This window comes from Allomuricauda sp. CP2A (assembly GCF_001683915.1).
GTDB lineage: Bacteria > Bacteroidota > Bacteroidia > Flavobacteriales > Flavobacteriaceae > Flagellimonas.
The window spans coordinates 1-23,099 of the sequence record NZ_LXTT01000062.1; the positions used below are offsets into that span (position 1 = coordinate 1).

Genomic DNA, 23,099 nt, shown 5'->3' on the forward strand with positions numbered 1-23,099 from the left:
GGTTTATGGACTATGTGCTGGAACACGATGAAGAACCCGCCTCGGTATACAAATTCTGTAAAACCTATAATCTCGACGAAACCAGTTTCTATGAGAACTTTGGGTCATTTGCGGCCATAAAGTCCTCCATATTTTCACTATTCCTTGAAAATACGTTGGATTTGCTTCAAAAAGATGAAACGTACAATCACTCCAATGCCCGAAACAAGCTTTTGAGTTTCTACTATACGTTTTTTGAAATTCTAACTGCCAACAGGAGTTACGTGGCACTGGTTTTCCAAGACAGAAAGCATACGTTGCATAATCTTAAATCACTTCATAAACTTCGGGAAGGTTTCAAAAAATATGTGGATGGATTGGATATCAAGACCTTGGACATGAATCAGGAACAGGTAGAAAAAATACAGCGAAAAGCAATATCGGAAAGTGCATGGGCGCAGTTACTTTTCACCTTGAAGTTTTGGCTCGATGATACTTCCCCATCTTTTGAGAAAACCGATATTCTCATTGAAAAATCCGTCAATAGCTCTTTTGATGTTTTGGAAGCGACCCCGCTACAAAGTTTAGTGGATCTTGGGAAATTTATTTTCAAAGAAAAAATGGCCATGTCGTAAATGAAGACAATAGATAGCATCCCCACGTCCAAAATCCAAAGGGCAACCAAATTGGTCCAAACTGGTGCCAAAGTTGGTGTAAATTATATAAAATATTACGGTAACAAAATGGCCACTTCAGAAAAGGAGGCCAAGGAAAAACTTGATCAAGATAATGCCGAGGATATTTATGGCAGTCTAAGGGAGTTAAAGGGCAGTGCCCTAAAAGTGGCCCAAATGCTTAGCATGGAAAAGAATATGTTACCCAGGGCCTATGTGGAAAAATTCTCACTCGCCCAATTTTCCGTGCCACCCTTATCAGCTCCTCTGGTGAACAAGACCTTCAAGAAATATTTTGGAAAATCGCCAGACGAAGTTTTCGACACCTTCAACTCCGAAGCGGTCCATGGTGCCAGTATAGGCCAGGTTCACAAAGCCGAAAAAGATGCAAAGAAACTAGCGATAAAAATTCAATATCCGGGTGTCTCGGATAGTATTGCCACAGATTTGGCATTGGTGAAACCGATAGCCTTAAAAATGTTCAATATAAAGGGAAAGGACAGCGACAAGTATTTTGAAGAGGTCAGGGACAAGTTGATTGAAGAGACCAATTATCTGCTGGAAGTGGAACAAAGCCAGGCCATGGTGGAAGCTTGTGGGCATTTGCCCAACATCAAATTCCCGTCGTATTATGCAGCACTATCCTCGGAGAAAATCATAACCATGGATTGGATGGAGGGAGAACATCTATCCGAATTCACTGCGCACAATACGGATAGCAACATATCCAATATTTTGGGTCAGGCATTGTGGGATTTTTACATGTACCAAATCCATGAATTAAAAAAGGTGCATGCCGACCCGCATCCCGGCAATTTTTTGGTTTCAAAAGACAATCAATTGGTAGTATTGGATTTTGGATGTATCAAAACCATACCCGAGTCTTTTTATGTACCTTACTTTGAACTGGCCATTAAGGAAAATATTTCCAATCCGGAATTTTTTGAGAAAAAGCTGTTTGAATTGGAAATTTTGCGTCCAAACGACTCCCCTCAAGAAATCCAATTCTTTAAAACCATGTTTCACGAAATGTTGAGCCTCTTTACCGTGCCTTTCCATAGCGAGGAGTTCGATTTTTCAGACAAAGTATTTTTCGGTAAAATCACTGAATTGGGAAAAAAATATGCCCAAAACACGGAACTGCGCAGAATGGACGGTAATAGAGGATCAAAACACTTTATCTACATCAACAGAACTTTTTTTGGTCTTTACAATCTTTTGCATGACCTTAAGGCAAGTCAAATCAAAATCAATAATTACAAGATGTTGCAATGAGGTGTTTCACACAATCGGACTTAAGTTCTTTGGACAGGCTATTCCGGATCAACCTGATCAATGGACTTTCTGGATATAAATCTGCCAACCTGATAGGGACCATCTCTGAGGAAGGAAACGAAAACGTGGCTGTTTTCAGTTCAGTCATTCACTTGGGATCAGACCCACCAATTTTGGGTTTTATCCATAGACCGATTGAAGCTGGGGGAAACACTTATGAGAATATAAGGCAGACCGGGTTTTATACCATCAACCATCTTTCAATGGACATTGTGGCGGATGGCCACCATACCTCTGCAAAATATGAAAGAGATGTGTCAGAATTTGAAATGACCAGATTAAAATCGGAATATCTGGGCGATTTTGTGGCTCCATTTGTCATTCAAGCCCCCATAAAAATTGCCATGAAATATGTAGAAGAGCATTCCATAACATTGAACGGGACCATTTTGATGGTGGGCGAAATCGTATCCGTTTTTCTTGAAGACCACCTATTGGATGCCGATGGATTTGTGGATTTATCCAAAGCAAATGTGGTGGCCGTTAATGGGCCAGATGGATATGCCCTGCCCAAATTGGAGAAGCGATATCCATTTGAGCATCCCAAAACAGATAAGGAACAAGATCAATGAAAATTTTGGTGACAGGAACAACGGGCTATATTGCCAAGCGATTGGTGCTGAACCTGTTGAAAAAAAACCACCATATAATTTGTTGCGTTCGCGATTTGAACCGTATTCCGGATGAAATTGAATCCAAAGAGGGGATTGAGTTCATTAAAGTGGATTTTTTGGATACGGAAGGTGTTGTTTTTCCAAAAAATATCGATGTAGCCTATTACCTTATTCATTCCATGGCTGCAACAGGGGATGACTTTGAAGATTTGGAAAAGCAATGTGCTCAAAACTTTAAGAATTTAGTTGAAGAAACTGCATGTCGCCAGGTCATTTATTTGGGAGGGATAGTGAACGACAAATCACTTTCAAAGCACCTGCAATCGCGTTTGGAAGTCGAAAAGACCTTGAAGTCCAGTAGCTACGCGGTAACAACGTTCAGGGCAGGCATCATTGTTGGCAGTGGCAGTGCCTCTTTTGAAATTATTCGGGATATTGTTGAAAAGTTGCCTGTGATGGTGGCCCCCAAATGGTTGAATACGAGAACACAGCCCTTGGCCATCCGGGATGTTCTCAATTTTTTGGAAAGGGCAGCGGGCAGGGAAGAGGTCATGAGCCAATCCTTTGATATTTGTGGCCCAGAGATACTTACCTACAAACAAATGCTGCTTCAATTTGGTGAAGTAAGGGGATTGAAACGATATATTCTTACCCTGCCGGTGCTCACACCAAGATTGTCCTCCTATTGGCTCTATTTTGTGACCTCCACTTCCTTTAATCTGGCCAGAGCACTAGTGGATAGCATGAAGGTTGAGGTCATTGCAAGACCCAGCCAAATCAATGAAATTCTTAACGTGCAGCCCATGTCTTACAAGGAGGCGGTAAGGTTGGCTTTTCAAAAGATTGAGCAAAACTCGGTCATTTCCAGTTGGAAGGATGCCATTAGCAGTGGCGTCTTTCAAGATCAGTTGGCCGACCACATCCAAGTACCCAACCATGGTTGTTTTAAGGATGTGCGCTCCACAATGGTGGTGGATGAGGCATACACGCTCAATAAAATCTGGTCCATTGGCGGTGTAAATGGATGGTACGGCTTTAATGGTCTTTGGCGCATACGGGGCTATTTGGATAAAGTCTTTGGAGGGGTGGGGCTACGTCGGGGCCGTAGGCACGACACCAATTTGGAAGCCGGAGACCCATTGGATTTTTGGCGGGTTTTGCTGGCGGACAAAAAGCAGAAACGATTGCTTTTGTTTGCTGAAATGAAGTTGCCAGGGGAGGCTTGGTTAGAGTTCAAAATTGTTGAAGACACCTTGTTCCAGAGGGCTGTCTTTAGACCCAAAGGATTATGGGGACGCTTGTATTGGTACATGGTATTGCCTTTTCATGCGTTGGTATTCCAAAGGATGATCAATTCTTTGACGAAAAAATAACCAATTGGAAGCTACTACTTCCTATCATTTTCTATCTATTATAAATTAAAAAACTCCCAAGAAATTAATCTTGGGAGCTTTTTCATTATCAACTCAACTCAAAATAGTAACTATTCTTAATTCGTGGTATCGGGAATCAATACACCATCCAGAACATGGATAACACCATTAATGGCCTGTACATCAACTGCGTCAATGCCTATTCCAGTATTTCCAGCCCCATCGGTTACATCGGCTATATTGTCACCGGTACCGGGCAAGTTGATGGTAATGGCATCACCTTCTAGGGTTGTGGCCATAATGCCATCGGATAAATCACCTGAACGCACATTGGCTCCTGCCACTACGTGGTGCTGTAAAACTGGAGTCAAGCCAGCTTCATCTGGAATGGCCGCAAGGGCTTCAAATGCTGCATTGGTTGGAGCGAAAACGGTAAATGGGTCATCACCGGCTCCACCTTGCGCAGACAGTACGCTAACAAAATCCGTACTTGGAGTAAGTTCGGTCAACGCTTGAACCAAGGTTGAGAAATTAGGGTCTGCAACAGCAAAAGTAACTACAGTCGGCAAATCGATTACGGCATCCACCGCATGAATCACGCCATTGGTAGCCACAATATCGGCAGCAACAACATTGCTCACTCCATTTAAAGTAACACCATCATCGGTGTTGATGTATAAGCTCAAATTTTCATCGGTATCAAATTCTGCTGCAGTGTTCACATAAGAATTCATCAATCCTGAAGAAAATGCAGATGCTCCCACAACAACGTGATTGGACAAAATTGCATTCAAATCATTGGAATTTGGATTGGTAAAGGCACTAAACGCATCATTAAGTGGTGCAAAAACCGTAAATTCTTCCTCTTCATTGGAAAGAAGGTCTGTGAAAGTGGTGTTGCCTCCATCCGTCAAAGCCGCAACCAAAGAAGATAAATTCGGATTTGCCACTGCGTGGTCTACGATGTTGGGCAGATCAATAACGGCATCCACCACATGAACCACACCATTGAGTGCTTTTACATCTGCGGCGACCACTGAAGAAACTCCATTAAAAGTGACTCCATCCGAAGTGTCAAAGAAGATACTTATGTTTTCATCCCCAGCTCCTACTGCCGAAGTTGAGGTGTATCCAGAACCAAGACCTTGTAAATCTGTGCTGTACAACTCACCTTCTATAACGTGGTTAAGTAGAACTTGGGTCAATACTTCGGTGGGAATGTCACCAAGGGAAGCACCATCCAAAAAGGTTTCAAAAGCCTCATCTGTCGGAGCCAAAACGGTGAAAGGTCCATCACCTCTAAGTACAGTCGGTAAATCACCATCAGCTGCAACAAGGGCGGCCACTAAATTTTCAAGATTTTCATTGCCAATGGCTAAATCTGTGATGGGAACCAAAATAATGTCAGCGAGTTGATCAATAATGGCTTGTGGAAGAAGTACTTTGTCAATAATATGTACCACCCCGTTTGAGGCCTCCACATCTGCCGTGGTCACTTGGGCATCATTGTCCGTGGCATCACCAATAAACACACCACCGCTAGTGCTAACTTCCAGCGTAGAGCCTTGGAGTGTGGTCAGTGTTTGTCCATCGCTCAAGTCGGTGGATAATGCAGCACTTCCCGAGACGACATGATAGGTTAGGATAACGGCCAATAAATCTTGTAGTTCTTGTGAATTGAAATCATCCAATGAATCAAAACCGTCCAATTGGGCCAACAAATCGACAAAGGCCTGATTGGTGGGGGCAAATACGGTGAAAGGGCCGTCACCGCTAAGGGCAGTAATCAAGTCGTTGTTGGCACTTTCATCAGCTTTTTGCAGGGCAGCAACCAAGCTGCTCAGTTCTGTAGTGGCCTGAGCGGCCTCAACAATGTTGACGGTTGTCTCTGGTGGAGGGGGTGCCATTCCATCGTCGTCATCCGAACAGGATGCAAAAATAAAAAGGAAAACAAATGATGTTAGTTTGGTTATTCTCAGTAGTGCTTTCATGTGATCGTTGTTTAAAATGTTTAACAATTAATACGTAAAGTTAAACAATAATATTTTGTTTAATTTATTTTTTTAAAAGTTTAACAAAATGAATGGTGAAATTGGGTCAGGTACACTATTTTTGAGCAGAAATGGCATAGGAGTGAAAAGATTCGTGGCAATTGACAAAAGAGGAAGCAATACCTCTGCAGTTATCAAAATAATTTTCTTTTTTTTGTGTTATTATTGGGTGCCAACTACAGTATGTTGATGAGAATTAAGTTATTATAGTTTTTAATTCAATTGAATGACGATTGATTTATCCCTTTGCCAGCAAGTACCAATACCCATTGCGTTTTTGGGGCCAGAGTTGGTTTTTGTGGACTTTTCCAATCAATGGTTGGAACAATTTGGGCTGACAAGGAATGCAAAAGGAAAATCATTCTTTGACGTAATGCCTGAGTTGCCGGAAGAGTTGAAGCTGGACATCAAGTATTGCCTTGAAGGTGTCGACCAACGGTCGGGCGCTATACGGATGATTTTGGAAAATGGTGATGCGGTCTGGTATGAATGGAAAATCAACTTGGTAAAAGACAAAGTTGGAGTCGTAGACGGAATCATTCTCGTTTTAGAAGACATAACCCATAGAAAAGCTGAAGAGGCACTTTTAAAAAAGGCCCAGCAGGTCGCAAGAATTGGAGGTTGGGAATTGGATTTGGTAAAGAACAGGATTTATTGGTCCAAAGTTACACGCGAAATTCATGAAGTACCTGATGACTACATGCCCAATCTAGAGGATAGTATTTCATTCTATAAGGAGGGATATAGTAGGGACACCATTTCAAAACTGGTCAAAGAAAGCATTACCCATGGAACACAGTGGGATGTCGAACTCCAAATTGTTACCGCAAGTGGACGCGAGATTTGGGTCAGGGTCATTGGAGAATCCGAAATGGTAAATGGGATTTGCGTGAGGCTTACCGGAACCTTCCAAGATATTGACAAGCAAAAAAAGGCTGAAATTGATTATAAGAATGTCAGCGAAAGACTTGCATTGGCAACAAAAACGGCAGGTATTGGCATTTGGGAGTACGATGTTCAAGAAAATCAGGTATTCTGGGATCAAAATATGTACGATCTCTATGGCATTAAAAAATCTGACTTTGAAGGGGTATATGAAGCCTGGGAGGCTTGTATGCTTCCAGAAGATAAGGAAAGGACAGCCCAAGAGGTACGGGACGCAGTAGAAGGGAAGAAGAACTTCAACACAACCTTTAGGGTAAAGTGGCCCAATGGGGAAACGCATTGGATAAAGGCGGAGTCAGTGGTGATTCGGGATGATGAAGGAAAAGCCCTTAAAATGATAGGGGTCAATGAAGACATCACTGCATTGAAGACTACCCAGCTACAACTTCAAAAAAGCGAAGAATCCCTTCAAGGAGCTTTTGAAAATTCATCCATAGGAATGGCTTTGGTAGCCTTGGATGGCACATTCATGCAGGTGAATAAAAGCCTATGCAATAGTTTGGGGTACAGTTCGGAAGAACTACTGAACTTGACTTTTCAGGATATTACACATCCTGATGATCTTGAAATAGATCTAGCACTGCTCGGGGAAGTCGTTCAGGGCAAAAGATCTACTTACCAGATAGAAAAAAGATATTTCGACAAAGAAGGGCAATCGGTCTACATACTTCTTACGGTTACCGCGGTGAGAAAAATAGACGGGGAAATTTCCCATTTCATTTCGCAGATTGTTGATATTTCATCCCGGATTATGGCAGAGAAGAAATTAAAGAACTTGTTGCAACTGACCACCAACCAGAATAACAGTCTTCTGAATTTTGCCCATATAGTTTCGCACAACCTAAGGTCACATGCCGCCAACTTGACCATGATAAGTGGATTTCTTTTGGATGATGGATTGGATGGGGAAGAACGCAAGGATACTTTACATATGTTGGGCAGGGCATCCAATGGGCTCAATGAAACCATTTCGCACCTTAATGAGGTGGTCCAAGTAAAACTTGGTTCAGAAAAGGAGCTAAATGATATTTTCCTTAGAAAAACCATAGATAAGGTTTTGGAAGATATAAATGCCCTGATCAATGAGACTAAAGTAAGGCTTGATATTGCTGTTCCAAATCACATAAAAATAAAGGGTGTACCGGCATATTTGGAAAGTATAGTGCTTAATTTGGTGACCAACGGCATTAAATACCGCAACCCTGAAAAGGAATGTTACCTTAAAATCGAAGCATCCGAAGAAGGGCAATACCATGTTTTTTCAGTTGGGGATAATGGTAAGGGAATAGACTTGGACAGACATGGCGAAAAACTCTTTGGAATGTACAAAACCTTCCATGGAAATAAGGACGCAAGGGGCATTGGACTTTTTATTACCAAGAATCAGATAGAGTCAATGGGTGGTACCATAGCGGTGGAAAGCCAAGTAGGTGTTGGATCAAAGTTTACCGTTAAGTTTTTGAAGGGACAATAGGACAACGCTTTCTGATTATGCCATAAATATTCCACGGAAAGACCGTGGTTTTTAATTTTTAGCGATATTTATCTTCAGGGTAACAATTTCTGGGTGTTGGGCTTGGAAATGGAATTCAGAAGTGTTTTAGGAACCAATCAGTTAGATGCAGATGACCCATTGATTCATTTTGGATCACAAAAGAATAGGCTTAATGGGATTCCATGCCCTTGGGCTTTTTTTGTTGTTATTAAGCCGCTTGGGTAGGTTGTTGGTCTAAAAAGTAGGGATTCCAGTTCGAAAATTATGAATATTAATCGCGCACCCAAGAAAAACACATCACCCATGTGCACAAGGCAGATTTTTAGTTCTGCTCTCTTTTTTGGTGACAGTACAGTATTTAATCAGTGTTAATAAGTAGTTTTAAAGCACAATGCAGATAATTGAAAATTCAACGGTCTACGATGCCATAATAGTTGGCTCTGGAGCGGGGGGCGGTATGGCCACAAAGGTTCTGGCCGATGCCGGCCTGAAAGTGGCCGTGGTCGAGGCAGGTCCGTTTTTTGACCCAGCGGACCCCGAACAAAAAACACAGTTAAGATGGCCGTATGAATCCCCAAGAAGGGGAGCGGGAACCGTAAGGCCCTTTGGCGATTTTGATGCCGCCTACGGCGGATGGGAAATTGAAGGGGAACCCTACACCCATAAGGACGGGACAAAGTTCGATTGGTTCCGTTCCCATATGCTGGGAGGGCGTACCAACCACTGGGGGCGTATTTCCCTACGGTTCGGACCGGATGATTTCAAACATAAAAGTTTGGATGGCCATGGAGAGGATTGGCCCATCGGTTATGAGGACGTGAGTCCGTATTATGATAAAGTAGACAAATTAATAGGGGTCTTTGGGACCAAGGAAGGCCTTCCAAATGACCCAGATGGATTTTTCCTGCCGCCACCCAAACCAAGGCTGCATGAATTGTTCTACATAAAAGGTGCAAAAAAGTCGGGGGTTCCCGTATACCCCTCCCGTTTGTCCATGCTCACCAAAAGAATCAATAATGAAAGGGGCGTTTGTTTCTATTGTGGACAATGTTCAAGAGCCTGTCAGGTCTATGCTGACTTTTCAGCGGGAACCTGTTTGGTGTTTCCGGCCCAAAAGAATGGGGGACAGGTGGACCTTTTTGTGAACTGCGTGGTCCGTGAGGTCACTACGGATGGCGAAGGCAGGGCCACAGGGGTGTCCTATATCAACAAAGAAGATAGAAGAGAATATAAACTGAAAGGAAAAGTTGTGGTTTTGGGTGCTTCCGCCTGTAGCTCAGCACGAATCCTACTCAATTCCAAGAGTCCGCAACATCCCAATGGGTTGGGCAACAGCAGTGATAATGTGGGCAGGTACCTCCACGATTCCACAGGAGCGGACCGAATGGCCTTTGTTCCCGATTTGATGAACCGAAAAGTGTCCTACAACGAAGATGGTGTAGGGGGCATGCATGTGTATTCACCTTGGTGGGGCGACAATTCCAAATTGGACTTTCCAAGAGGTTACCATATTGAAATCTGGGGCGGAATGGGAATGCCGAGTTACGGATTCGGTTTCAATGTGAACGAATTCAATAAGTTCTTTGGAACCAAGGTTGGCGGTTATGGGGATATGCTCCGCAGCGATGCCAAAAAATATTATGGGGCTCTTGTAGGGCTCAGCGGGCGTGGAGAATCCATCGCCTTGCGGGACAATTATTGCGAAATAGACCCCAATACCGTTGATGAATGGGGTATTCCTGTATTGCGTTTCCATTACAAATGGTCGGATAATGAACGTAATCAGGCCAAGCACATGCAAGATACCTTTGAAGAAATCTTGGTGAATTTAGGTGGAGAGCCCGTAGGTGAAAAACCCGGCAAGGATGTGGATTACGGTCTTCATGTACCCGGGCGTATCATCCACGAAGTGGGCACAACCCGCATGGGTGACAATCCAAAAACATCGGTCACCAACAAATACCAGCAATTGCATGATGTGGACAATGTGTTTGTGGTGGATGCAGGACCTTTTACCTCCCAGGCGGATAAAAACTGTACTTGGACCATTTTGGCACTCTCGTGGAGGGCATCGGACTATATTGTGGACCAATTGAAAAAACAAAATCTATAGGCAATGGATAGAAGGAAAAGTTTAAAATCGATTGTATTGGGCTCTGTGGCAGGGGGGCTGGCCCTAAAAGGCTGTAAGCCTGGGACCGAAATAGCCATTGATGAAAAGACGATTGAGAGCACCGCGGTAAAGTGGCGGACTGAAAAGGAGAATGAAGATGTTGCCAAACTGTATGACGAACAGTTTTTCAGTGAGTACGAAATGGCCACCATGACCGTTCTTTGTGATTTGATTCTGCCGGGCAGTGATGCATATAAAAGTGCCTCAGATGCCGATGTGGTGTCCTTCATTGAGTTTATGGCGAAGGATATGCCCGAGATGCAGACCGACCTGAGGGGCGGCCTGATGTGGTTGGACCACAAAAGCAATACCGAATTCGGAGTGGAGTTTAAATCGGCCACCGAAGCGCAGCAGAAAACCATTTTGGACGAAATCGCCTATTATGATCCGGAAATCCCCGAGGACGAAAGGCCCTTTGAGGTCAATTTTTTCTCCTTGGTGCGGAACCTGACCATGACCGGTTTCTATACCTCAAAAATCGGAATTGAGGAACTGGGCTACAAGGGCAATATGCCCAATGTCTGGGATGGGGTACCCGAGGATGTCCTGGAACAGCACGGGGTATCCTATGACCCGGAATGGATTGCGAAGTGTGTGGACCAGAGCAAACGCAACGACATTGCAGAGTGGGATGCGGATGGAAATTTGATTACCTAATTTCCCAACAGAAAATAAAAAATGAAGCTTGCCATTTTGGCAAGCTTTTTTTATTCAGGATTGGTTTTGTTCCCGGTAGTGGAAATGGAACGTTCCAAAATATGGCTTTTTACGGCATCTAGATAGCTTCTTCCTATCACATATCGTTTTCCCGCAATTTCAACACTATTGCCTTCCAAGGCATCTATTTTGTCCATGGAAACCGTGTGCGATCTATGGATCCTAATGAATCTGTCACTGGAAAGCTCATCTGTAAAAGCGCTCAAGGTCTTGTGTACAATATGATTGCCTTTTGTGGTGATGATTTTGATGTAATCCTTTAGGCTTTCAACCAGAATGATTTCATCCAAGTATATTTTTTTCATCTTTTTCTTGTCCACTTTCACAAAAATATGCTCGCGGGCGGCATCCCATTTGGGATGGTCCTTGGTCTTGGTAATGGCCTTGTTCACCGCCTTTATGAACCGGGGCAGGGAAATGGGCTTTACCAAATAGTCCAATACTTCTTGGTCAAAGCCTTTAGCAGCGTGCTCCGCATGGGCGGAGGTGATGATGACCATGGGCTTGTCATCCAAACTATCCAGAAAACTGAAGCCATCAATGATGGGCATGTTCACATCCAAAAAAAGGAGGTCGGGCTTATTCTCCCGTAAAAAGGCAAGGCTGTCAATGGCATTGTTGAAAACCGCCATTTCCTGTAGCTCCTTTATCTGTTCAATATAATTTTGAATGACCTTTACGGCCAAGGGTTCATCATCTATAATTACGCATTTTAGGGTCATCTGAGTTTGAGCTTTAGTTTCACAATATATTCATCCAGTTCCTCATGTATGTCAAGTTTGTATTCATCTTCACCATACCTGAGTTTCAATCTTTTTTCAACATTCAATAGCCCTATCCCCCCAGCATATTTTTCTTTGTTGTGCAAGTGGCTTTTAGGTTTGGTATTACTGATTTCAAAATAAAGAAACTTTTCTTCAATCAAGATTTTGATGCTTATCCGTACTTTCCTAATATTTTGGTTTGCCCCATGTTTAAACGCATTTTCAATAAATTGGACCAAAAGCATGGGTGCGATTTTTTTCCCCTTGGGGTCTCCGGTCACCTCAAATTCAAGTTGTAGGTTTTCGTTGTACCGGATCTTTTCAAGATCCAAGTAGTTCTTAATAAAAACCAGCTCTTTTTTTAGGCTCTGGTTTTTGTCCTTGGTCTCATAGAGCACATAGCGCATAAGATCGGAAAGTTTGATGATGGTTTCCGGTGTTTTATCCGATTTTTCCAGACTCAACGAATAGATATTGTTCAAGGTATTGAAGAAAAAATGGGGGGAAATCTGCGCTCTTAAAAACCGAAGTTCGGTCTCTAACTGCTCCTTTTCCAATCGGGCTGCCCTTCCGGTTTCCCGAAGCCAATCTATGGTCAGTTTTATGGAGGCGACAAAGGTGATCACATAGAGTTCGCCCAGCATCATCACTATGGTGTAGTTAAAAGTAAGGCTATGGGTTTCAGGTCCTTCTGGCCAAACATCGTAACTTATCAAAAAATATGTAAGCAAATATTTAATGACTACCATTATAAAAATGGAAGCGAACAAAATCACAACGAAAGCGATGATTTTCCGCTTAAAAATAAAGCGGGGTATCAAATAATAAATGGTGAAGTAGGTCAGAAAAATATGGATGGGAAAACCTAAAAGATTTGCCTTTGCAGAATAAATATAATCATTGAAATAGCTGCCCCAGCGCAAAAAATTAAAGGTGAAATAAATGAGCCAGAATATCACATGGTGCAAGGGAGTGATTTTGAACTGTGTGGCGGCATTTACCAAAAACCTATTCTTGACTTGTTTTTGTAGTTGCATCTGGCTATGGATTACATATTTTTGAACATTTGGCTTCCCTCAGCTGTCATTGGTCTAATAAAGCACATAAATACGGATGAAATTAGGAATTTTTACAAAAAAGTAACTAGTACCCGAATTTATGAAGCGGCTCTTTGATGCCAAATGTAACCAAAGTAAAGTTCATAAGTTCTGAATATAGATTTGAGTCAAATGTCAAAAATGTTCCAAATAATCGTGTTGTGCTTAGCCGTTACGGGTACCATTTCCTGTGTTGGGCAGCATAGACCAAATCCACGATCCATTGTTGTGTACAAGACCAATGAACCCATTACGGTTGATGGTCTGGCCAATGAGGCATCTTGGGACAAGGCTGAGGTTTCCACTGATTTTATAGACATTGAAGGGGATAAAACCCCAACGTACCAAACCAATGTGCGCATGTTGTGGGATGAAACATATCTATACTTCTTTGCCGAACTTGAAGAGCCTCATGTATGGGCGACATTGAAGCAACGTGACACCGTTATTTTCTACAACAACGATTTTGAAATTTTCATTGACCCGGATGGGGATACCCACAATTATTATGAATTTGAAATGAATGCCCTCAATACGGTTTGGGATTTGTTTCTGGTGAAACCGTACAGGGAGGGCGCTCCCATTGTGGACAGTTGGGAAATTCTTGGGTTAAAGTCTGTGGTGCATATCAACGGAACCCTAAACAATCCTTCCGATGAGGACAGAGGTTGGAGCGTTGAAGTGGCCATGCCTTGGGAGGTATTGAACGAAGCCAGTAGCAGCAGTGCCATCCCTGAAGGAGATTATTGGCGAATCAATTTTTCTCGGGTGAACTGGGATTTTGACCTCAGTGATGGGAAATATTTCCGCAAAAAGGACGCAAATGGAAAATTTCTCCCTGAATACAATTGGGTATGGTCTCCACAAGGGGTTGTCAACATGCACGAGCCAGAGCATTGGGGCTATGCCTATTTTTCACCAAAAGTTGTAGGGAACAAAGACAGTTTTAAGATTCCCAATGACGAACAGATCAGATGGTTGTTGTATGGGTTGTACAGAGCACAGAAAAAATATTTTGCTAAAAACGGTTCATGGGCAACCCATATACAAGAGCTTGGTATGGAACCTGTCCTAAAAGATGGCACAAAAGTGAATCTTGATATGGAATTGCACCGAATGGGATGGAACATTCAAGCAGTGAGTCCATTCACAGGTTCAGTATATGTGATTGCCCAAGATGGAAAATACCAGCAAATAAAATAAGAAGCTGAGATGAGAATACACCAAATAGTTTTATTGCTTCTATCCCTATTTACGATTTCCTGCATGGACAATATAGGTATGAAACCCAATGCCAATAGAGTCCCTAAGGCAGACAAGGATATTGCCTATTGGGTATGCGTAACCGCTGATCCAAAAAAGGATGATGCTTTTTATTTAAATGAATTCAAAAAGTATAGATCCAACAGCTTAAGTGTTATTTTGGTGAACATCAACGCAGATTCCATTTTTTTAAATCATTTGGTGGATTTGGCCGAGTCCGAAGGTTTGGAAGTCCATACAGCGCTTGGCATTCCTGAAATGAATGCTGATGAATTGGAACAGGCCATTGAACAAGCCAAGAAAAATGGAACAAAAAAAGCCTTCTTCTTTAACGAGACTACCTTGAAAGAAGAGCATTTTAAGGTGATCAAGGCATCAGAAACCGAATAAGCACATAGGTCTCAAAATTCAATAACCGTTTTAGGAATACCCTCTCCAATGACTTGTCCATGCTGGTGGTGGCTGAGGACACGGGGCATATTGCATTATCTTTTCCCAGTCTTTGGATTGGTTTAAAACCCCACAACAAAAACTCCCTTCGGCTTTTCACGTTTGTTGTTGGTCGAAATTTTTTCAGAAATCCTTAACAAAAAGGGATTTTCACTACGTGTGTTAACTTAAAATTAACGTACCTTATAATTACTAACGATCAAATAAACTAACATGATTCAAAAACTTAAGTATGTATTTGTTTTTGCGGTTTTGTTCTCCATTCAGGGGGCCATGGCGCAAACAATTACCGGAACGGTTTCTGACGAAGCTGGTACACCGTTACCTGGGGTCAACATTGTTGAAAAAGGGACCAGCAATGGCGTAACTTCCGATTTCGATGGCAATTATGACATCACTGTATCCGACAGCGGTGCCACTTTGGTATTCTCCTATTTGGGCTACCAAACCATGGAAATCCCAGTTTCGGGCCGAACAACGATTAATTTAACCTTACAAGAAGATACGGAGCTTCTTGATGAGGTAGTGGTTACCGCTTTGGGAATCAGTCGGGAGAAAAAATCCCTGGGGTATGCCGTGACCGAGGTGGACTCCGAACAGATCAACACCGTAAAAGACTACAACGTGGCCAACTCATTGGTTGGTAAGGTTGCCGGTTTGGTGGTGAACCAATCGGGCGGTGTGGGTTCCAGTTCTAGAATTGTACTCCGTGGTAACAACTCCATTACCGGTAACAACCAGGCATTAATAGTAGTGGATGGTATCCCTATTGATATGTCCGATACATCATCCGGAGGTAGTGTGTACAGCAGTACCGTTACGGGAGGTGGTATTACCGACCTTAACCCAGAAGATATCGAATCCGTATCGGTATTGAAAGGACCCAACGCCGCGGCGCTTTATGGATCTAGAGCTGCAAGTGGGGTGCTATTGATCACTACCAAAAAAGGAAGTAAGGGTAGAGGACTTGGTGTTTCCTTCAATTCAAATGTAACATTGGAAAACCCAATGTTCTTGCCAGAGTACCAAAACGAGTACGGGCAAGGAACCAATGGGGCTCCTTATCCAGATGTAGCTGGAATGGGAACTGCTTCTTGGGGTTCCAGAATGGATGGCACCCAACAGATCTATTACACAGGGGAACAAAAAGCCTATTCGCCGCAACCCAATAATGTGGAGGATTATTTTGAGACTGGGGAAAAGCTTATCAACTCCGTTTCTGTGGATAAAGGTGGAGATGATTACAGTATGCGTTTTTCGTATACCAATAACAGCACCACCTCCATCATTCCAAACTCCAAATTGCAAAGCCACAACTTTAATTTAAGGACCTTGGTGGATATTTCGGACAAATTGAGTTTTGATGGAAAAGCCACCTACTTTACCCAAGAGCTGAACAACAGGGTGAACTTGGGGTCTGAAGGGGTTTTGGGCTACGTGTATTATATGCCCAGAAGTGTTGATGTGAATGATTTGAAGACGTATCAGATGGACAGCCCTTCACTGTACGATCCAAACAGCGGATTAAGTGATTATGACGTGATCAGCTACTCTGGAAGCGGCAAAAGTATTGGTAACCCCTATTGGATCCAGTATGAGGACATCAACGACCAAAGACGTGATCGCTTTATTGGCTTTGGTAAGGTAGACTATCAGTTTACAGATTGGTTGTCCGCTTTTATAAGAGTGGGCGGTGATATCACCAATGTAAGAACCGATTTCATCAACCCTGTTGGGCACCACTTTAACAGATATGGTCGTGTGGAGTTCAATACAGATAAGTACACTGAAATGAACTCCGACTTCTTGATCACGGCTAACAAGGATTTTGGAGAAAAAATAAATCTTACCGCCAATGTGGGTGGTAACTTGTCCAAACGTACCGCAGAAAGAATGGGTGTTGTGGGATCACAGTTCAAGATCCCAACAAGGGCATTGCTGGCCAACACCAACATTCAGTCCAGTACCCATACCCCAATGGAAACTAAAAAGGTAAACTCTTTATACGGTTCTGTGTCCTTGGGTTATGATAATTTCATGTATTTGGATTTGACAGCGAGAAACGATTGGTCATCAACCTTGGCAGCTGACAACCGTTCTTATTTTTATCCATCAGCGAGTTTCGCAATCTTATTGGACAGATTTATTGATCCAGAGCGAAACGTAGTGGATATGTTCAAGCTAAGAACCAGTTGGGCAGAAGTAGGTAACGATACAGGCGTGTACCAGTTGTACCAAACTTTTGATGTGCCACAACAAGGGTATTTGGGATTGACCACCTTGAGCGCTCCTGATATCAGATACAATGAAGATTTAAAACCAGAGAGTGTAAAGTCAATCGAGTTTGGTGCAGAGGGACGTTTTTTCAAAAACCGTTTGTATTTTGACTTTTCAGCCTATACCATCACCACCAATGATATGATCTATGACCTGCCGGTACCTGCCGCCACAGGATTTAATTTTTACAAATCGAACATTGGTGAGGTACAGAACAAAGGTGTGGAATTTTTGATTGGAGGTATGCCCATTAGAACCGAAAATTTTTCTTGGGATGTATCCTTTAACTTCTCTAAAAACAAAAACACCGTAAATTCATTGATTGAAGGCTTGGAAGGTACGGTATTAAACACCACCAATTCTGGTAACGTGGCCATTGCGGCCAATGTTGGAGGAGGTATCGGTGATATTTATGGTACCGTTTGGGCCACTGACGATGCTGGAAACAGATTGGTCAATGCCGAAGGGATTCCCATGGCTTCCTCCGAAAGAGAACTTTTGGGGAATGCACAACCCGATTGGATTGGTGGTTTAACCAACACCATATCGTATAAAAACCTTTCGCTCCGTTTCTTGATTGACGGACGTGTGGGAGGTGAAATTTATTCCGTTACCTCTGCAAGTTTGGACGGTTCCGGTGTTTCTGAAAGAAGTTTGTTGTATAGGGATGGCGGTGTTGTAGTGGATGCCATTAACTCTGATACAGGTTCCGCAAATACGGAGAGCATCACAGCCCAGGAATACTGGGGCGCTATGTCCGGCATTGCTGAAAACTATGTGTATGAGCAGACCAATGTTAGATTGAGGGAATTTGCATTTACCTATAATTTTAGTAGGGACTTGGTCCAGAAAATTGGCCTCAATTCAGCATCCTTGGGATTGATAGGAAGAAACTTGTTCTTCTTCTACAAAAAGGCAGATGATATTGATCCAGACGCCACCTTGGGTACTGGATTGAACGGACAGGGTATTTCCATAAACAATGTACCCACGGTCAGGAGCCTTGGGTTGAACCTTAATCTGAAATTATAAAAAAATGATGATGAAAAAAGAAATAATGAGAATAGGACTGGCAGTGGCCACCCTATTGTTCGCAATAAGTTGTTCCGATTTTGACGAGATCAATGTAAAGCCCAACGCTTTTACATCTGATGAGGTCAGTGCCAAATATTTTGTCACAGAGACACAAATACAACTATATGCTCCCAATAGATTTCCCTATTGGAGGGCACAGTTGATCCACTGGGACCGTTTCGCTGGCCAGTTCTGCTTTGGTTTCAATGGAAGCTGGTGGACCGATGCGTTATCTTATGACTATAATTCAGGATATACCGATGCCGCTTACGACTATTTGGCCGGATATGTTACCAGCCTTAGCGCATTCATGAATTTTGTAGGGGAAGGCGGAGAGTTGGAAAATCAAAACTATTACGCAATAGGTTTGATTATGAAAGGCCTGTACTACCAGACCTATACCGACGTATTTGGTATGGTTCCCTATTCCGAAGCGCTTAACCCAGACATTATTACACCTACCTATGATTCGCAGGCCGCCATTTACCAAGGTGTCATTGCTGAATTGGATGAGGCCATGGACATCATAGGCGATGCCACGGTAACTGGAGATGGTGTGGAAGTTTTGGCTGAGAATGATCTCTTCTTCGGCGGTGATCTACAGCAATGGAAAAAACTGGCCAACAGCCTTAAGTTAAGGATGGCATTACGGGCCCAAGGAGCGCCCGGGGCAGATTTTGCCACTGCAGCCATTGCAGAAGCATTGGCTGGTGACCTTTTGGTAACCGACATGGATAACGCTCTCATGGAAAAAGACACTGAAATATCACAGTGGTCCAATGCGGCATATGGAGATGTTTGGCATAACTTCGGTGTAGGCTCAAACTGGACCGTGGGCAAGACTTTGATTGATTATTTGCAGACCAACAACGACCCAAGACTTCCCATGTACGCCCAGCCCATTGATGGTGGCGAGGTAGTTTTCACCGAACCTGTTGAGGGTGAAGGTGTGGCCTTGTTCGATAAGCATGTGGATTTTATCCTTGCGCAATTGGACAACGCCGGGGTAAGTTACACCAGAACAGACGGTACCAATGGGGATGGACTGGCCACGGTCACCATAAATGTGGCTACCGATACGCCCTATTATGTTGGACAACCAACACGTTTGAACGGATTGATCTATACCCATGTGAAAGAAGCCCTTTTCTCCAGACCGGCAGAAATCATCATCAATGCCAAAAACCAAGGGAATGATATTTTCCCAGAAATCGTTTTCACGGCTGCCGAAGGTAATTTCTTGCAGGCAGAGGCCATTGTAAAAGGATTGGCTTCTGGTGATGCCCAGACGTTCTACCAAGAAGGAATACGTCAGGCCATGCGGATTTGGAATGTGGATGATGCAGCCATTGAAACCTTCTTGTCCACAGAAGATATGGCACTTTTAAATGGGTCAACCGATGAAAACCTGGAAAAGATAAGCATTCAAAGATGGATAGCAGCCTTCACCGATGGTGGAGAGGCATGGGCCATTGTTAGGGATAGTGGGTATCCATCAGAACTGGCAGAAGGAGTTTCTGATTATGACCTGTACAGCGCAGGAACGCTTAATGGTGCCTATCCACAAAGAATGCGTTACGGTACCAATGCGTATAATACCAACGGCCCCAATACAGAAGCTGCCAATGCTACCCAAGGCCCGGATATGCAAGGAACTACCCTTTGGTTTGCACAATAAGCCAGAGGTCTTATGAAATCAATCCAAGCGATTACTTCATAATTTGAGTTAGTTTTTATTTTGAGTTTAGTAAGGTAAAGGAAGAGCAACTCTTCCTTTACTTTTTTACAGGTACAAATGTTGGCCATCATTTCCATTTTGATATGTCATTTTTGTTGTACTTTACTTTTCTAACATAATCCGATTTTAATATTACATAGTATGATATCACTGAACACTTGGGACTTAATCATCATCTTCGGATTTTTTGCCATAACCCTGGGCATTGGGGTCTATGTGTCAAAAAGCTCGGGAAAGAACAGTTCCGAATTTTTCCTTTCCGGCAAATCCATGCCGTGGTGGTTGTTGGGGATATCCATGGTGGCCACTACTTTCTCCACGGATACGCCCAATTTGGTGACCGATATTGTCCGTACCAACGGCGTTTCAGGAAACTGGGTCTGGTGGGCCTTTTTGCTGACAGGACTTTTGACGGTGTTCATTTATGCACGGCTCTGGAGAAAATCCAATGTGAATACCGACCTCGAATTTTATGAACTCAGGTATGGTGGCAAGCCCGCCCGTTTTTTGAGAGGGTTCAGGGCCATATATCTAGGGGTCATCTTCAATGTGATCACCATGTCCGCAGTGACACTGGCCGCCATAAAAATTGGGGGGATAATGCTTGGATTGGAACCTTGGCAGACCGTGGTGAGTGCAGGTTTGATCACAGTGATATTCAGTGCAGTGGGAGGCTTTAAAGGTGTGGTCTATACCGATTTTCTCCTCTTTTTCGTTGCGATGGGGGGAGCCATTGGTGCCGCCTATTATTTGGTGAACATTCCCGAAGTTGGTGGATTGGAGGCCCTGTTGTCCAATGAGAACGTCAAGGACAAACTGGATATTTTGCCGGACACCAGCAATGCCCATACCCTAATCACCCTATTGATCATCCCATTGGCCGTACAGTGGTGGAGCTCTTGGTATCCAGGCTCCGAGCCAGGGGGCGGGGGCTATATCGCCCAACGGATGCTATCGGCCAAAAATGAAAAGCATGCCATTGGGGCCACCTTTTTCTTCAACATCATGCACTATGCCATGCGCCCATGGCCTTGGATCTTGGTAGCTCTTGCCTCTTTGGTGGTGTTTCCCGATCTGGAGAGCCTGCAACAAGCTTTCCCCATTGTGACCGAGGATAAATTGGGGCATGACCTGGCCTATTCCGCCATGTTGACCAAACTGCCATCAGGATTGTTGGGGTTGGTCTTGGCTTCGTTGGTGGCCGCCTACATGTCCACCATATCAACCCAGCTCAACTGGGGATCGTCCTATATTGTCTATGATTTTTATAAACAACGGGTGAACCCGGAAGCATCCGAAAAACGATTGGTGGCCGTGGGAAGATTGTCCACGGTTGGACTGATGATATTGAGTGCCCTTTTAGCACTTTTATTGCAAAATGCCCTTCAACTCTTTGAAGTGTTGCTCGTATTTGGTGCCGGAACGGGATTGATTTTTATTCTCAGGTGGTTTTGGTGGCGGATCAATGCATGGAGCGAGATCACCGCCATGTTCGTTTCAGGGATATTGTCCTTGCTCTTCAAACTTACACCACTCGGGGACCATTTGTTCGCCACGGAATCCGGAATCTTACCGGATTGGATGGAGTACCCCACTGTGGTCATCGTTACAACGGCAGCTTGGCTCATTGCAACATATGCAACCTCTCCGGAGAGCACCGAAGTGCTGAACAGCTTTTACAAGAAGATAAACCCTGGAGGTCCCGGTTGGAAAAAGATCGTGCAAGAGGCCAGGGCAGGGGGCACTGAGTTGGACAATGGAGAAAAATGGAGCGTGCCCAACGGTATACAGGCGATGTTGTTTGGTACGGTTTTGATCTATAGTCTTTTGTTTGCCACGGGATATTGGATTTATGGAAGATGGACGGGTGCGGTGATCTTAACCATTGTCGCCTTGATTTCCGGTGCGGTCCTGATTTTGAAATGGCGTCAAATTAAAGCCACCATTGTCTAGGAACAAAGCAGTGTCAAGATTAAAATGGCCCAAAAACCAGCTAGTCTTCCCTATTGAAGATTTCTGCGGCCTTTTGGGCCACTTTTATGCGTACCTCTGAAGAATTTCTACGCCCATAGGCTGCCTTGGTCTTAAATGCCAGCACAGTTTCAATGGCGGGATAAACGGTAATGTTCTGCCCCATTGCTCCTTTCGCTGAGTAGGCACCCTCAAAACGCGGGTCGCTCACATCCTGCCACAGCCACCACATATAGCCATAGCCATAATTCACCCCAGTACCATGAAAAACAGGGACATTTTTGTTCAATTCTTCATGGGAAGTGCGGGATGTCAGCATTTCATCAACCCAAGATGCACTGATGACCTGAACATCCTTCCATTTTCCTTTGTTCAGCATTAAAAGGCCCAAACGCGCCATATCCCGAGTTGAAAACCACATGGGATAGGCCAAATATTTGGAGATTGAGGTGTTGCCCTGTTTCTGCTGTATGGAGCGGTCCCAATCTTGCATGTGCAGTGGATTCGCTAGTTGACGTTCCACTTCGTCATAAATGTTTTTTCCCGTTTCCTGTTCAAAAATGTGCCCGGCCACATTAAAATCCCAGTTACTGTACAACCAATGGGTTCCCGGTTCAACGGAACCCCGTTCCGGGGCGTATTCCTGCATTCCGCCCGGATACCCTTCAGGATGGTAGACTCCAGACCTTGCCGAAATGATATCTTGTATTGTTGCAGTTTGTTCAATCGGCAAAATCCCCTCCACATCATCAATGCCCAATTCTTTGATGGTCTTGTTAAGGCGAATGGTACCGTCCTCAACATACTGTCCGTAGAGCATGGAGAGCACACTTTTCCGTATTGAGGCAATATAACTCAGTTCCTCTAGGTCCCCATAATCAAAAACCACCTTGCCTTTGTGAACGATCATCAAGCCAGTAATTTTTGTGCTGTCCACCAAATATTCGTGGAAAGCTTCGGCTTTTTCATTTTGCCATGCTTTGGCCTCACTTTCCGAAGCTCGGTGCCAAACCCGGTCTGGAAATACCTGTGCTGTTACGCATGTGCAACATAAAAAGAGCAGTATCAATACATGCTTACCTGAATAATGTGGAATTGATTTCATCATA

The 23,099-nt window shown here is 43.6% G+C and carries 16 protein-coding genes; 12 read left to right on the top strand and 4 right to left on the bottom strand.

The window, feature by feature from the left end; all coding sequences use genetic code 11:
• The 4 genes from A7D14_RS07305 to A7D14_RS07320 all read left to right on the top strand — a co-directional run.
• The coding region (locus tag A7D14_RS07305; protein WP_067032153.1) for a TetR family transcriptional regulator C-terminal domain-containing protein at window positions 1-614 on the top strand (614 nt) is incomplete at its 5' end.
• On the top strand, window positions 615-1,928 hold the full coding sequence (locus A7D14_RS07310; RefSeq protein WP_067032156.1) for an ABC1 kinase family protein: 1,314 nt from the start codon (window positions 615-617) through the stop codon (window positions 1,926-1,928).
• A 29-nt stretch (window positions 1,929-1,957) separates the two neighbouring features.
• Window positions 1,958-2,560, top strand: coding sequence for a flavin reductase family protein (locus A7D14_RS07315; protein WP_313790826.1), 603 nt, complete (start codon window positions 1,958-1,960; stop codon window positions 2,558-2,560).
• Window positions 2,557-3,975 (top strand): SDR family oxidoreductase, encoded by a 1,419-nt coding sequence (locus A7D14_RS07320; protein ID WP_067032162.1) that lies wholly within the window; start codon window positions 2,557-2,559, stop codon window positions 3,973-3,975. The genes A7D14_RS07315 and A7D14_RS07320 overlap by 4 nt, the downstream gene beginning before the upstream one ends.
• Before the next feature lie 116 nt (window positions 3,976-4,091).
• Here A7D14_RS07320 and A7D14_RS07325 read toward each other — a convergent pair whose 3' ends face one another.
• Entirely contained in the window at window positions 4,092-5,966 is a 1,875-nt protein-coding gene (locus A7D14_RS07325) for a fasciclin domain-containing protein (RefSeq protein WP_067032165.1), read from the bottom strand.
• A 286-nt stretch (window positions 5,967-6,252) separates the two neighbouring features.
• Here A7D14_RS07325 and A7D14_RS19630 point away from each other — a divergent pair, with 286 nt between their 5' ends.
• The 3 genes from A7D14_RS19630 to A7D14_RS07340 all read left to right on the top strand — a co-directional run bounded on the left by A7D14_RS19630 (window position 6,253) and on the right by A7D14_RS07340 (window position 11,296).
• Window positions 6,253-8,445 carry a PAS domain S-box protein gene (locus A7D14_RS19630; RefSeq protein WP_083158016.1) on the top strand — a complete coding sequence of 731 codons (2,193 nt, stop codon included), beginning with the start codon at window positions 6,253-6,255 and terminating at the stop codon, window positions 8,443-8,445.
• Window positions 8,446-8,857: 412 nt separating this feature from the next.
• Complete coding sequence (locus A7D14_RS07335) at window positions 8,858-10,579, top strand: GMC family oxidoreductase (protein ID WP_067032168.1); 1,722 nt, start codon at window positions 8,858-8,860, stop codon at window positions 10,577-10,579.
• Between the two features lie 3 nt (window positions 10,580-10,582).
• The gene (locus A7D14_RS07340; RefSeq protein WP_067032171.1) at window positions 10,583-11,296 is read left to right on the top strand and encodes a gluconate 2-dehydrogenase subunit 3 family protein; all 714 of its coding nucleotides are present in this window, start codon (window positions 10,583-10,585) and stop codon (window positions 11,294-11,296) included.
• A gap of 50 nt (window positions 11,297-11,346) precedes the next feature.
• On the opposite strand, the gene A7D14_RS07345 is transcribed toward A7D14_RS07340, so the two are convergent.
• Complete coding sequence (locus tag A7D14_RS07345) at window positions 11,347-12,078, bottom strand: LytR/AlgR family response regulator transcription factor (RefSeq protein ID WP_067032174.1); 732 nt, start codon at window positions 12,076-12,078, stop codon at window positions 11,347-11,349.
• Window positions 12,075-13,157, bottom strand: a complete 1,083-nt coding sequence (locus A7D14_RS07350; protein ID WP_067032177.1) for a sensor histidine kinase — start codon at window positions 13,155-13,157, stop codon at window positions 12,075-12,077. Before A7D14_RS07350 ends, A7D14_RS07345 begins: the two co-directional genes overlap by 4 nt.
• Window positions 13,158-13,358: 201 nt before the next feature.
• Between A7D14_RS07350 and A7D14_RS07355 the strand changes: the two genes are divergently transcribed.
• From A7D14_RS07355 to A7D14_RS07375, 5 genes are all read left to right on the top strand, one after another.
• Window positions 13,359-14,420, top strand: a complete 1,062-nt coding sequence (locus A7D14_RS07355; protein WP_255307407.1) for a carbohydrate-binding family 9-like protein — start codon at window positions 13,359-13,361, stop codon at window positions 14,418-14,420.
• A 33-nt stretch (window positions 14,421-14,453) separates the two neighbouring features.
• The gene (locus A7D14_RS07360; protein WP_141673280.1) at window positions 14,454-14,870 is read left to right on the top strand and encodes a hypothetical protein; all 417 of its coding nucleotides are present in this window, start codon (window positions 14,454-14,456) and stop codon (window positions 14,868-14,870) included.
• 273 nt (window positions 14,871-15,143) lie between these two features.
• Complete coding sequence (locus tag A7D14_RS07365; protein WP_067032186.1) at window positions 15,144-18,239, top strand: SusC/RagA family TonB-linked outer membrane protein; 3,096 nt, start codon at window positions 15,144-15,146, stop codon at window positions 18,237-18,239.
• A gap of 10 nt (window positions 18,240-18,249) precedes the next feature.
• Window positions 18,250-19,959, top strand: coding sequence for a SusD/RagB family nutrient-binding outer membrane lipoprotein (locus tag A7D14_RS07370; protein WP_255307408.1), 1,710 nt, complete (start codon window positions 18,250-18,252; stop codon window positions 19,957-19,959).
• A 201-nt stretch (window positions 19,960-20,160) separates the two neighbouring features.
• Window positions 20,161-21,972 (top strand): sodium:solute symporter family protein, encoded by a 1,812-nt coding sequence (locus A7D14_RS07375; protein WP_067032192.1) that lies wholly within the window; start codon window positions 20,161-20,163, stop codon window positions 21,970-21,972.
• Between the two features lie 40 nt (window positions 21,973-22,012).
• Here A7D14_RS07375 and A7D14_RS07380 read toward each other — a convergent pair whose 3' ends face one another.
• Window positions 22,013-23,098, bottom strand: a complete 1,086-nt coding sequence (locus tag A7D14_RS07380; RefSeq protein ID WP_067032195.1) for a serine hydrolase domain-containing protein — start codon at window positions 23,096-23,098, stop codon at window positions 22,013-22,015.
• Between the last annotated feature and the right edge of the window lies 1 nt (window position 23,099).